Origin of the sequence: Corynebacterium sp. HMSC068G04 (assembly GCF_001814885.1) — a bacterium.
Taxonomy (GTDB): Bacteria; Actinomycetota; Actinomycetes; order Mycobacteriales; family Mycobacteriaceae; genus Corynebacterium; species Corynebacterium hiratae.
On record NZ_KV818340.1, the window covers coordinates 181908 to 193885 of the forward strand.

The following is an 11978-nucleotide window of genomic DNA, read 5'->3' on the forward strand; positions in this document are numbered from 1 at the left end:
CCCATGGGGGATATCGAAACCTACCTCCGCCTTCGCAACTCGGGGATTGCGCTGGTGGAGCATATACCTGGCTCACCAGATGAGCTTCGCGCGCTCGGCGCTGACCCAGCCGACGCCACAGAGCTTGCCGGCCTTAACCAGGTGTACTTCGGCCCCACCCGCTACACCGGCAAGCAAAAGAAAGCACGTGCAGCCGCCCTTGCCCAACGCCACAGCTTGGGCACCCTCACACTGATTGAAACCTATGTTTCAAAAGTAAAGAAGACCTTGGATGCGTGGAACCTCCGAGCAAAACTCGCCGCCACACCAGCACACCACATCCCCACCGTTGCCACCGCACGGCTTAAAGAACTCAAACGTAAAAGAACCGCCAAACCAGGTGTGCGCATCACCTACCGAGAGCAAGGCCCTAACACGCTCTCCATTACTGACGATGCCACCACGATTGCCAACATGCGCGCAGTCCTAGAATCCACCAACAACACCGACCTACTCAAAGCCGCCAACGACGTCTTCTTCAAAGAGGGCACTGGTTCCAAACCGGCGGTACGCACCCAAGTCATCGTCACCCTGAATGAGTTGGACCAGATCATTAACGGTGACGGGGACGAAATAGAGCTCAACCTCACCAACGGCGCGCGCATGACAGGGGCAGAATTCCTCACCCACAAGTTTGCCGAAATCGGTTACGCCACCATCGTGCACCCCATCGAAGGACCCATCAACACCTGGCGGCTAGAACGCGGAGCAAACTTCAACCAACGCCTCACCCTGCACGCGGAATTCCACACCTGCTCACGCCCTGGCTGCAATAAACCAGCCGACTACTGCCAAATCCATCACCTCATCCCTTGGCAGGCTGGTGGCTACACCAACATTAAGAACCTGACGTTTTTGTGCGCCTACCACAACGGTATTAACGACGATGACCCACAAAGGCCTACCAGGCGCGGCTACATGTACCGGCTCAACACCGGCGTGGCCTTCATCCCACCCTGGGGTACCCCGATAACCGCGATGCCGGAATACCAAGAAGCACTAGCCAGACTCAACGCCGAAAAAGCAACCACAGCGCCAGCCCAGCCACCGGACCGACCACCCGACAGCAGCTAACACCCCAACACCAAACGCAAAAGAGTAAAAGCGCCGGTAACCTGCAACAAAGGCGCTCCCGATAGAAGAACCCGTCAGACAAGGCCATGCTGACGGGCATATCGGCGATCCCAAGTTGCGCTTCACTCGACGCCGGATACAACAGGGGCAGCCACGGCAGGATCCTTAAGCCCTTAAAGAACGAGACCTGGCAACCACAGCCAGGGTGACAGGGAACTTGGCGAACCCACGCAACGATTCAAGCGTTAACCTCACAGTTCAGTGGGCACATCGGCGATCTAAAACGCGGAACAGCGTGCTAGCGGCTATCTGCTCGAGAAGTGCAGAAGACCTAGCGGGTTACGAGCGTCGCGAGGATTTCGGCGCGCTGAACAGGGCCACGCTAGTAAGGCGAGGCGGACTCGTTCCAAGGCGCGGATTCAGCGAGAATGACCTCCTGGATACGCCCAAAGGTGTGCAGCGTGCCCCGGGAAAGGTGGACGCGAAACGGTTCCCCGATTTCCCCGGCCTCGATGGTGTGCCACGAGAAGTCGGTACGGACAAGCTCCCGGTTCTTGCGCTCCACGATGTTGAGGCCATGGTCAAGGATGATGGTTTCGGAATCGGTACGGATGAACCACACTCGGTCCCCCACGCTGCGCCGCTTAAGACCCGTCAGGTTGCGATGGTCCTCCCGCAAGCGCGTGACGGACTCAACGACACCAAACCGATGCTCGAAGCCTTCGGCATCGGCAATCACGAGCGGTCGTCCTGGTCCAACGGGCCGGAGGGCTGACACCGTCCACGCCACCGGCTGGCCACGCTGCCCGTCCTTGGATATCGGTCTCACCACCGCCACAGACTCCGCATGTCGGCTCTGCTCCACATTGCGAGGGGCCGCAGTCGTAGGGGCTAGTGTCACGCGGTGTGTGGGCGTAACGACGAGCCAGAGGCCCTCGGTGACGAGATTGGCGTCGAGAGGCACAAGCGGGGGATGCACAGCCGCCATCGCCTCCAGCCGCGCGCTGAGTTCGTCGTCAGGCACGCCCCAGCCGTAGCCCTCCGCCGCCAACATGCCAAACAGGGTTCCCAGGGGAAGGTCCGGTTGGCCTTCCCACGCGGCGCGCAGTGCGGCGAGGGTGCGGTCAATGCGGGTTGGGTCGAACATAACTCTCAAGCCTAGTAGGCCCACGATCACCAAAGCCGCCCAACCCCATCAGGGATTGAGCGGCTCACAGACCTGCTAAATCAGGAAGGGCCTTAGGCCCTAGCAAGAATTAGCCTAGGATCTTGGTAACGCGGCCAGCGCCGACGGTACGGGAGCCCTCGCGGATAGCGAAGCGCAGGCCCTCGTCCATAGCGACCGGCTGGATGAGCTCTACGGACATCTCAACGTTGTCGCCCGGCATAACCATCTCGGTGCCCTCAGGCAGCTTGACGACGCCGGTAACGTCGGTGGTGCGGAAGTAGAACTGCGGACGGTAGTTGTCCATGAATGGGGTGTGGCGGCCGCCCTCTTCCTTCTTCAGGACGTAGACGGAACCCTCGAACTTGGTGTGCGGGGTGTAAGCGCCCGGCTTGATGCAAACCTGGCCACGCTCAACCTCTTCACGCTTGGTACCACGCAGAAGCAGACCACAGTTGTCGCCAGCCTCGGTGTAGTCCATCATCTTGCGGAACATCTCGATACCGGTAACGGTGGTGGACATCGACTTCTCCTTGATGCCGATGATCTCGATGTCCTCGTTGACGTTCAGGGAGCCACGCTCAACACGGCCGGTAACAACGGTACCGCGGCCGGTAATGGTGAAGATGTCCTCGATCGGCATCAGGAACGGCTTGTCCAGCTCGCGGACCGGATCCGGGATGGAGTCATCGCAAGCCTGCATCAGGTCGATAACAGACTGTACCCACTTCTCGTCGCCCTCAAGAGCCTTCAGAGCGGAAATGTGAACGATCGGAGCTTCCTCATCGTAGTCCTGCTCAGCGAGCAGCTCACGGATCTCCATCTCGACGAGCTCGATGATTTCCTCATCGTCAACCATGTCACACTTGTTCAGTGCAACGAGGATGTACGGAACGCCAACCTGGCGAGCCAGCAGAACGTGCTCGCGGGTCTGCGGCATCGGGCCATCGGTTGCAGCAACAACCAGGATAGCGCCGTCCATCTGAGCAGCACCGGTAATCATGTTCTTGATGTAGTCGGCGTGGCCCGGGGCGTCCACGTGTGCGTAGTGGCGCTTCGGGGTGGAGTACTCAACGTGGGAGATGTTGATGGTAATACCGCGCTCCTTCTCCTCAGGAGCCTTATCGATCATGTCGAAGGCGAAAGCGGTGTTCTCCTCCGGGTAAGCGTCAGCCAGAACCTTGGTGATCGCTGCGGTGGTGGTGGTCTTGCCGTGGTCGACGTGTCCGATGGTGCCGATGTTCACATGCGGCTTCGTACGCTCGAACTTCTCCTTTGCCACTGTTTGTCCTCCTGGACTCTATGGCGGCTACGTATTTCGCAGCCACGTGGTTTGTATTGCCATTGGCACTTCGAGCCGAAGCTCATAAGCGCTAATGACGCTTTCTTACGTGCCAGTTACACGATCCTAGATTTATGCCGCAGTTTTTTCAAACTGCCTAAATAGGAGGTAACCCCGCCCAACACGTGCGGACGTTGACCCTCGACAAGAATCAAATTAACGGATCCTGGGAGGGTAACGGCCGGCTCAACCCACATCAAGCGTGTGCGCTCAGCCGACCGCTACCCCAAGGCGCGGAACTGGTCTTCCACTGGCGAAGACTACCAGCCCCGCATGTACGCCTTTGCGGCAGGGGCCTAAAAGTTAGGCCTTGGCGCCGGTGCGCTCCTCGATGATCTCCTGTGCCACGGAGGACGGAACCTCAGCGTAGGAGTCGAAGACCATGGTGAAGTTTGCACGGCCAGCGGTGGAAGAACGCAGGTCACCGATGTAGCCGAACATCTCGGACAGCGGAACCTTAGCCTTGACGACCTTGGCGCCGGAGCGGTCTTCCATAGCGAAGACCTGGCCACGACGGGAGGAGATGTCACCGTTGACGGTACCCATGTACTCCTCCGGGGTCACAACCTCAACGGCCATGATCGGCTCCAGCAGAACCGGCTTAGCCTTAGCGACGGCCTCCTTAAGGACCTGGGAGCCGGCGAGCTTGAAGGCCATCTCAGAGGAGTCAACGTCGTGGTAAGCGCCATCCTCGAGGGTGGCCTTGATGTTCACCAGCGGGAAGCCAGCGACGAAGCCGTACTGCATGGCGTCCTGGATACCAGCGTCGACGGACGGGATGTACTCCTTCGGAACGCGGCCACCGGTGACGGAGTTCTCGAACTTGTAGGTTGCGGACTCGCCCTCTTCCAGCTCTTCCGGCTCCGGGTTGTACGGCTCGATGGTAACGATGACCTTTGCGAACTGGCCAGAACCACCGGTCTGCTTCTTGTGGGTGTATTCCAGGGACTCGACCTTCTTGCGGATGGTCTCGCGGTAAGCAACCTGCGGGTTACCGATGTTGGCCTCAACCTTGAACTCGCGCTTCATGCGGTCAACCAGAACGTCGAGGTGCAACTCGCCCATACCGCCGATAACGGTCTGGCCGGACTCCTCGTCGAGGTGAACGGTGAAGGTCGGGTCCTCTTCAGCGAGCTTCTGGATAGCGGTACCCAGCTTCTCCTGGTCAGCCTTGGTCTTCGGCTCAATAGCAACCTGGATAACCGGATCCGGGAAGTCCATGGACTCAAGGATGATCGGGTTGTCCGGGTTACACAGGGTGTCACCGGTGGTGGTTTCCTTCAGGCCGATGAACGCGTAGATGTTACCGGCGTCGGCGTGCTCGACCGGGTTCTCCTTGTTCGCGTGCATCTGGAAGAGCTTGCCCACGCGCTCCTTCTTGTTCTTGGTGGAGTTGAGCATCTGCTCGCCCGGGATAGCCTGGCCGGAGTAGACACGCACGTAGGTGAGCTTGCCGAAGAACGGGTGCACGGCAATCTTGAAGGCCAGTGCGGAGAACGGCTCCTGGACGGAAGGCTTACGAGTCAGGGTCTCCTCACCGTCGAGGGAGGTGCCGTTGACCTCGCCGATGTCCAGCGGGTTCGGGAGGTAGTCAACAATAGCGTCGAGCAGCGGCTGGACACCCTTGTTGCGGTAAGCGGTACCGCAGAGGACCGGGTAGATCTCGGAGCTCACGGTCAGCTTGCGGATAGCGCCCTTGATTTCCTCAATGGTCAGCTCTTCGCCGCCGAAGTACTTCTCCATGAGCTCTTCGTCGGACTCAGCGACGGTCTCGAGCAGCTTCTCGCGGTACTCTTCAGCCTTCTCCTGCAACTCGGCAGGGATCTCCTCGATAGTGGCTTCGGTTCCGGTTTCTACCTTGCCGCGCCAGGTCAGCGCCTTCATGTTGATCAGGTCGACGACGCCATCGAAGTCATCTTCAGCACCGATCGGCAGCTGCATGACCAACGGCTTAGCGCCGAGGCGATCAATGATGGTCTGGACGGTGAAGTAGAAGTCCGCGCCCATCTTGTCCATCTTGTTGACGAAGCAGATACGAGGGACGTCGTACTTAGCAGCCTGGCGCCACACCTGCTCGGACTGCGGCTCCACACCTTCCTTGCCGTCGAAGACAGCAACAGCGCCGTCGAGAACACGCAGGGAGCGCTCAACCTCAACGGTGAAGTCCACGTGGCCCGGGGTGTCAATGATGTTGATCTGGTTGTTGTTCCAGAAACAGGTCACAGCAGCGGACGTAATGGTGATGCCGCGCTCCTTCTCCTGCTCCATCCAGTCAGTGGTGGCGCCACCATCGTGGGTCTCACCGACCTTGCGGTTAATACCGGTGTAGAAGAGGATGCGCTCGGTGGTAGTGGTCTTACCCGCATCGATGTGCGCCATGATGCCGATGTTGCGGACCTTGTTCAGATCCTTAAGCACTTCTTGTGCCACAGTTAATACCCCAACTTAATTGTCGTCGACGCCGACGCCAGTTATGCACTGACGAAACATAGGTGACGTCTTCATGGATAGGTCTTGGTCTATTTTGCCACGTCTGGGCTTCTACGTCAGCGTGAGACGTGGAGCCCACGCCATAAAAATGGCCCGAACAACGCTATTCAAGTTTAGGTTCCGCACTGTTTAGCGTGGAGCGCTCCGCCAAGGGGAGCGAGAACACGCAGTGTCAGCGCAGGTAAACGATAATATCGCTGTTCGAGCCATGATGCCATGTGGCGGGTTATACCGGAGGGATTACCAGCGGTAGTGAGCGAAGGCGCGGTTAGCCTCAGCCATCTTGTGAGTATCCTCACGGCGCTTCACGGAAGCACCCAGGCCGTTGGATGCATCGAGGATCTCGTTTGCGAGACGCTCGATCATGGAGTTCTCACGACGCTGACGGGTAAAGGTAACCAGCCAACGCAGAGCCAGGGTGTTGGCACGTGCCGGCTTAACCTCAACCGGAACCTGGTAGGTAGCGCCACCCACACGACGGGAGCGAACCTCGAGGTCCGGGCGGATGTTGCCCAGGGCCTTCTCCAGGGTGCCGACCGGGTCGGTACCGGTCTTCTCACGGCAGACCTCGAGAGCGCCGTAGACAATGCGCTCAGCGGTGGACTTCTTGCCGTCACGCAGGATCTTGTTCACGAGCATGGTGACCTGCTCGGAGTTGTAAACCGGGTCCTTAACTACAGGACGCTTCGGTGCAGCATTCTTACGCATTGTTGATTACTGTCCCTTCTTTGCGCCGTAGCGGGAACGAGCCTGCTTACGGTCCTTCACGCCCTGGGTATCCAGTGCGCCGCGGATAATCTTGTAGCGAACACCCGGGAGGTCCTTCACACGACCACCGCGGACGAGCACCATGGAGTGCTCCTGCAGGTTGTGACCCTCGCCCGGAATGTAGGCGGAAACCTCGATACCGGAGGTCAGGCGCACACGGGCAACCTTACGCAGAGCCGAGTTCGGCTTCTTCGGGGTGGTGGTGTACACGCGGGTGCACACGCCACGGCGCTGCGGGGAGCCCTTCAGGGCGGCCGTAGCAACCTTGGCCTTCTTGTCGTGGCGGCCCTTGCGGACCAGCTGCTGAATAGTTGGCATAAATCTAGTCTTTCTCTATGACTTCGGCTTGAACTGACCGCTTTCACACGTCCAAACATGCAAAAATGGGGGCTCTTCTCCGGGGCCCTTCCGCATGTCCAGAACGAATCTCTCCCAGCGGATGGTTGAGATTCCGATCAGACTTTTCATCTCCTATAAAGATGAAACCTTGGACAGACTACCACCACCCCACTGATCTGCCCAAATCTCACGTGCCCGTACTTCCCAATGGTTAGTGACCGGCGTACCTACAGCACGGCCCGGCTGGCCACGCCACTGGCTGCACGCAACGGTGCACACAAGGAGCTATTAAAAAGCTAGTTCCACTCCCACGTCAGGTCCGCCTCCACCGCGTGCTCGGCGAAGTGCTCTTTTTCCTGCCGCTCCCAGGTTTCAAACCACTCTTCATAGCCAGGGTCGCGCTCCAATGCGCGCTCGCGACGCTTCTCGCGTGGCCCGTCGATACGGACCGTCACCACGGAGCCGCGCTCTTTGGCGGCGGCCACGGTGGCCTCGGTGACAGAACCAACTCCTTCGACGATCAGATCATCGCGCTCATCCAAGCTGGCCCAATCCTTCGGTGCGTTGGCTTCCCAGTCCCAGCGCCAATAGCCCGGGTTATTCTCCCGCAGCACTTGCTCTGAGACCATCTCTGAGCCCTCGTGCAGCCCATGCCAGCCGGGGTAGAACTCGTCGAGGTGGACTACTCGCCACCCAGTCCGCTCCGCCAGGGCCACAGAGGTCCAGGTCTTGCCGGCGCCGGAGGGGCCGTCGATAAGCACGGTGATCGGGCGCATCGGGCGCTTGCGCGACGCGGCGAGCGCCACCACATCGTTTAAGAGCCTGTCCATCTCCGCGGCGTGAGTTTGGGCAGTGTCCTTACCGCCTTCCCGATGGTCCGTGCGGTCCGCGTCCTGCATGTATTTCTTCACCACTTCTGGGTACGTCTAGCGTGCAGCTTTGTGACAGTCGTCCTAGAGTCCGAAGAATCTCCAGGACCCACTGAGAACCGAAACTACCACCGGAAGCGCCGCAAGGCCCGTTCCCACCACCATCACCAGCCAGTCTCTGCTGGCAAGGCGGGACGGCCGCGCCCATGTGCGTTGCCCACCGCCCGGTGGGGTTCGCCCGAAACCGCGCGCCTCCATCGCCGTGGCCAGCTTGCCCCCGCGCCGCAGGGCTAGCACCAAGAGCCCGAAGGACATGGTGATGAGGTGCTTGATGCGGCCCTCGTCGGTCAGCCCACGCGCGCGCCGCGCCATGGCCAGGTACTGCCAATCGGATTTGAACAACGTCATCATGCGCACCCCGGCCACCGCACCGATGACGAAGCGGGAAGGTAGCTTGAGGATCTGCGAGAGGGCGTCGCCCAACTCCGTCGGGTCAATATCCCGCGCCAGCACCACCATGGGCAGCGCCACCGCCAGCACGCGCATCGTAATGGCGATGGCCAGCTCCATCGAGTTGTCCGTAACCGTGATCAGCCACCAGCTGAAGTACTCCCGCCCGCCCGGTGCGCCGTAAAGCAGCATCGAAATGCCGGACAACGGAGCGATAAGAAAAAGGAACCAGCCAGCTTTAAACAGGCGCGGCCACGACACCCCGCACAGGGGCGCAAAAACTAAAGTCATGGCCAAGGACACTGCCGCAGAGACCCAATCCACGGAGAGCAACAGCGGGCTCACCCACACGAACATGAGGAAAATTCGGGTCAGCGGGTTCACGCCGCGCAGCAAACCAGCACTGCCCAAACGGTCAGAGCCCTTCATGCTCATCGAAGACGAATTAGCCACGGCTCACCTCCACTCGGTGGTCACCCAACGCGGAAATGAACAGCGGATCATGGGTGACTGAAGCAATCGTCGTCCCCTCATCCGCCATGCGCCGCAGCAGCCACACCAGCTCTGTGAAGGTGTGGGGGTCTTGGCCGAAGGTGGGTTCGTCGAGAAGCAGCACCTCCGGCGCCGTGACCAACGCAGTCGCCACCGACAACCTGCGCTTCTCCCCTCCGGAGAGAGTAAACGGATTGGCGTTGAGCAAATACCCCAAGCGTAGTGCCTCCACGAGCTCCGCAATGCGCGCCTCCGGCACCTCGCGGTGCATAACCCGGGGTGCTACGCGCAGCTCTTCTGCCACCGTGCGGGCGACGAACTGATGCTCCGGGTTCTGGAAGACGAACCCAATGCGGTCCGCCAATTCCCGGGACTTCCACGTCGCCGGCGAGCCTTTCAGCCCCCGCCGCACGTACTCTGCCACACCAATCTCCCCGGCCACTGCTGGAAGCAACCCCGCCACCGTCATCAGCCACGTGGTCTTGCCCGCACCATTCGGCCCGGTAATCACCGTGGACATCCCCCGGGGCAGCGCGTAGCTGCGCGGCGGCCCGAAGCGGGTGACCAGGTCAGTGCTCCACAGCGCCGCCGACTCGGGTACAGCCACATCCGGCACTACCCCAGCGCCGCTTGGCGACGCCCCACCAGCCTCCCGCGCCCGCGGCAAACCGCTGATAGAGCGCGAAGCAACAACAGCCTCCACGGGTCCGTCAGCGACGATGCGCCCATCCTTCAGCTCAATCGCACGGTCAAGCACACCCTTCCACGCCGTGTGCTGGTGTTCCACCACGATAAGGGTGGCCCCGGTGCGCTCCACCATGGTGGACACGGCCTCAATAACCTCGCGCGCGCCCTCCGGGTCGAGGTTCGCCGTCGGCTCATCGAGCAACACCATGCCCGCGCCCATGGCAATCACACCAGCCAAAGCCAAGCGTTGCTTCTGCCCGCCGGATAGACGCTCCGTGGGAAAAGACAGGTCCACCGCGGGCCCCACCATCGATAGCGCCGCAGTTACCCGCTGCCAAATCTCAGAGCGTGGATAGGCCAAATTCTCGCAGCCAAAGGCAACGTCATCGCCCACACGCGCGGCAATCACCTGGGAGTCTGGGTCCTGCAGCACCAAGCCCACCGGAATCGTCCGGCCGGGCGGTTCCACATGACCGGAAGCATCCTCCAACAGGATCTCCCCCACCCGAGTGCCCTCGTCATCGCCACCCAACACGCCCGCAATGGCCGCCAGCAGCGTGGACTTCCCGGACCCGGAATCACCGCACAGCAGAACCTTCTCCCCCGGCGAAATATCCAAGTCAATCCCCGCCAGCGCCGGCGCACGCCTGCCCGCATGCGTCCAGCCATAGCCGCGCGCAACAAGCTTCGTCGCGCCCGCGGACATCCCTTCTGCGGAACCCACATCAGCCATCAACTACCACCAGCATTCGCCAGCTCCAGCAAAACAGCTAACAAGCGCTTAAGCGCTGTGCTGTTCGCGGCCGACCGCGAAACGGTCCAGTGCACCAGTCTTCGCAAGCGCATTGACTACGAAGTAGCCCACGGCTCCTGCCAGAATGGCGCCGGAGATGCTCAGCGTGACCAGGTAGATGATGTTGAACTGCAGGGTCTTGCCCAGGTTTCCGGAGGTAAACAGCTCCAGCACAAACGCACCCCAGCCCGCTGCCATGCCGCCGAGCATCGCAATGCCCAGGCTAAAGCGACGGTAGAGGAAGATGGCCAAGACAATTTCCACACCAATTCCCTGCGCGATGCCGGAGTACAACGTACTAATACCCCACTGGGAGCCCAGGACCGCCGACACGATGGCCGCCAACAGCTCCACGTAGAGTGCGGCACCCGGCTTACGGATAATCAAACCACCAACGACACCGCCAAGAAGCCAAATGCCGGTAGCAATGCCACCCAGGCCCGGCGTGAGCGCATCCATGGCCTGGAACCAGGCATAGCCCACCGTGTTCCACGCCAGGAACACGATTCCGCACGCCACACCCAGCACGGAGGCCACCACGATGTCGACGATGCGCCAGTTCAAACTACGCGGCGCAGCAGCGCCATTCGCCGATGCACCATTAACAGACCCACCATGAGATACAGAGTTCATGATTCCTCCCTTTCGCCGGCATTATCCGGATCAGGTTCGACGGTTCGCCGCTGCACCGCGGCATCTCAGCCTCCTCCAGAAACACCCATGCACAGCCTCAAAGGCAGGACACAGTGTGAACGAAGAAGCACCCGTGACGATGTTTAATTTGATGTTTTATATACAGCCACCAACACCAAAAAGTGCCGGCTCAGCATACTCAAAAGCACTGATAGCTTAGCAAGCCGGACTATTAAGAGCACACTGCAGCCCCACTACTCCCCCATGCCACCAGCAGGTAGCGATGATCGCATCCTCAAAGAGGAAGGAGTTGAGAGAGTTGACGGCCGCAACATGAAGGGCTTCCACCTCACTCCACTGACCACCGGACAGGAACAACAATCTTCCCAAGCACGTCCTGCGCCGACACGACCAGGCACCATCGTCGTATTCGGCGGTTCGGATTGCGGCGCCCACGTGGAACAGGCACGGATGCTGCGTGATGCTGGGTATGACGTGCTCGCCTCGTACGTCTTTGGCAAACCCGGACAAAAGGAATTCATCGGCGAGGTTCCGTACCACTCGAGTTCTTTGACGAAGTCCTCGCTTACGCCAAAGAACACGGCAACGGCAGCGCCCCACTGACTATCGTCGGCACTTCCAAGGGCGCGGAACTTACTGCCAATCTCGCCGCGTGTTACCCGCAGATCAACAACATCGTTCTCTACACGCCTGCGCACCACACCTACGGCAGCCTGACCTACCAGCGCGGCAGCGGCTCCACGAGTAGCTTCTCCTGGCGCGGTGAGCCGGTTCCCTTTGCGAAGCTACAAGGAACAGAAAAGGGCAAAGTTATGC

At 60.3% G+C, this 11978-nt stretch carries 12 protein-coding genes and 1 riboswitch; of the genes, 3 read left to right on the forward strand and 9 right to left on the reverse strand.

Annotated elements, in window-relative coordinates:
- Positions 1–3 precede the first annotated feature (3 nt).
- Positions 4–1113: an HNH endonuclease signature motif containing protein gene (locus HMPREF2993_RS10355; protein ID WP_070702219.1), complete on the forward strand. Its 1110-nt coding sequence runs from the start codon at positions 4–6 to the stop codon at positions 1111–1113.
- 382 nt (positions 1114–1495) lie between these two features.
- Here HMPREF2993_RS10355 and HMPREF2993_RS10360 read toward each other — a convergent pair whose 3' ends face one another.
- The 9 genes from HMPREF2993_RS10360 to HMPREF2993_RS10400 all read right to left on the reverse strand — a co-directional run bounded on the left by HMPREF2993_RS10360 (position 1496) and on the right by HMPREF2993_RS10400 (position 11141).
- The gene (locus HMPREF2993_RS10360; protein ID WP_070702221.1) at positions 1496–2260 is read right to left on the reverse strand and encodes a hypothetical protein; all 765 of its coding nucleotides are present in this window, start codon (positions 2258–2260) and stop codon (positions 1496–1498) included.
- 109 nt (positions 2261–2369) lie between these two features.
- Entirely contained in the window at positions 2370–3560 is a 1191-nt protein-coding gene (gene tuf, locus HMPREF2993_RS10365; protein WP_046648489.1) for an elongation factor Tu, read from the reverse strand.
- Positions 3561–3923: 363 nt separating this feature from the next.
- Positions 3924–6050, reverse strand: coding sequence for an elongation factor G (gene fusA / locus HMPREF2993_RS10370; RefSeq protein WP_046648490.1), 2127 nt, complete (start codon positions 6048–6050; stop codon positions 3924–3926).
- Positions 6051–6350: 300 nt separating this feature from the next.
- Complete coding sequence (gene rpsG / locus HMPREF2993_RS10375; RefSeq protein ID WP_046648491.1) at positions 6351–6818, reverse strand: 30S ribosomal protein S7; 468 nt, start codon at positions 6816–6818, stop codon at positions 6351–6353.
- Between the two features lie 6 nt (positions 6819–6824).
- Positions 6825–7196 (reverse strand): 30S ribosomal protein S12, encoded by a 372-nt coding sequence (gene rpsL, locus HMPREF2993_RS10380; RefSeq protein ID WP_005286791.1) that lies wholly within the window; start codon positions 7194–7196, stop codon positions 6825–6827.
- Positions 7197–7513: 317 nt separating this feature from the next.
- Positions 7514–8116, reverse strand: coding sequence for an isopentenyl transferase family protein (locus tag HMPREF2993_RS10385; protein ID WP_070702223.1), 603 nt, complete (start codon positions 8114–8116; stop codon positions 7514–7516).
- 54 nt (positions 8117–8170) lie between these two features.
- Positions 8171–8971, reverse strand: coding sequence for an energy-coupling factor transporter transmembrane component T family protein (locus tag HMPREF2993_RS10390; protein WP_083318725.1), 801 nt, complete (start codon positions 8969–8971; stop codon positions 8171–8173).
- A 10-nt stretch (positions 8972–8981) separates the two neighbouring features.
- Positions 8982–10448, reverse strand: a complete 1467-nt coding sequence (locus tag HMPREF2993_RS10395) for an ABC transporter ATP-binding protein (RefSeq protein ID WP_070702227.1) — start codon at positions 10446–10448, stop codon at positions 8982–8984.
- Between the two features lie 48 nt (positions 10449–10496).
- Positions 10497–11141, reverse strand: coding sequence for an ECF transporter S component (locus HMPREF2993_RS10400; protein WP_070702238.1), 645 nt, complete (start codon positions 11139–11141; stop codon positions 10497–10499).
- A riboswitch (TPP riboswitch) is annotated at positions 11130–11240 on the reverse strand. It overlaps the preceding gene by 12 nt.
- Before the next feature lie 165 nt (positions 11241–11405).
- Here HMPREF2993_RS10400 and HMPREF2993_RS13495 point away from each other — a divergent pair.
- Together HMPREF2993_RS13495 and HMPREF2993_RS14050 are read left to right on the forward strand one after the other, a co-directional pair.
- Positions 11406–11765, forward strand: a complete 360-nt coding sequence (locus HMPREF2993_RS13495) for a hypothetical protein (RefSeq protein ID WP_141758287.1) — start codon at positions 11406–11408, stop codon at positions 11763–11765.
- A partial coding sequence (locus HMPREF2993_RS14050) for an acyl-CoA thioester hydrolase/BAAT C-terminal domain-containing protein (protein WP_371325908.1) occupies positions 11678–11978 on the forward strand: 301 nt, incomplete at its 3' end. The genes HMPREF2993_RS13495 and HMPREF2993_RS14050, both read left to right, overlap by 88 nt.

Coding starts and splice junctions, on each gene's coding strand:
- HMPREF2993_RS10385 (WP_070702223.1), bottom strand. CDS start 8,116: ATGCAGGACGCGGACCGCACGGACCATCGGGAAGGCGGTAAGGACACT.
- HMPREF2993_RS10355 (WP_070702219.1), top strand. CDS start 4: ATGGGGGATATCGAAACCTACCTCCGCCTTCGCAACTCGGGGATTGCG.
- HMPREF2993_RS10390 (WP_083318725.1), bottom strand. CDS start 8,971: ATGAGCATGAAGGGCTCTGACCGTTTGGGCAGTGCTGGTTTGCTGCGC.
- rpsL (WP_005286791.1), bottom strand. CDS start 7,196: ATGCCAACTATTCAGCAGCTGGTCCGCAAGGGCCGCCACGACAAGAAG.
- HMPREF2993_RS10400 (WP_070702238.1), bottom strand. CDS start 11,141: ATGAACTCTGTATCTCATGGTGGGTCTGTTAATGGTGCATCGGCGAAT.
- HMPREF2993_RS13495 (WP_141758287.1), top strand. CDS start 11,406: ATGCCACCAGCAGGTAGCGATGATCGCATCCTCAAAGAGGAAGGAGTT.
- rpsG (WP_046648491.1), bottom strand. CDS start 6,818: ATGCGTAAGAATGCTGCACCGAAGCGTCCTGTAGTTAAGGACCCGGTT.
- HMPREF2993_RS10360 (WP_070702221.1), bottom strand. CDS start 2,260: ATGTTCGACCCAACCCGCATTGACCGCACCCTCGCCGCACTGCGCGCC.
- HMPREF2993_RS10395 (WP_070702227.1), bottom strand. CDS start 10,448: ATGGCTGATGTGGGTTCCGCAGAAGGGATGTCCGCGGGCGCGACGAAG.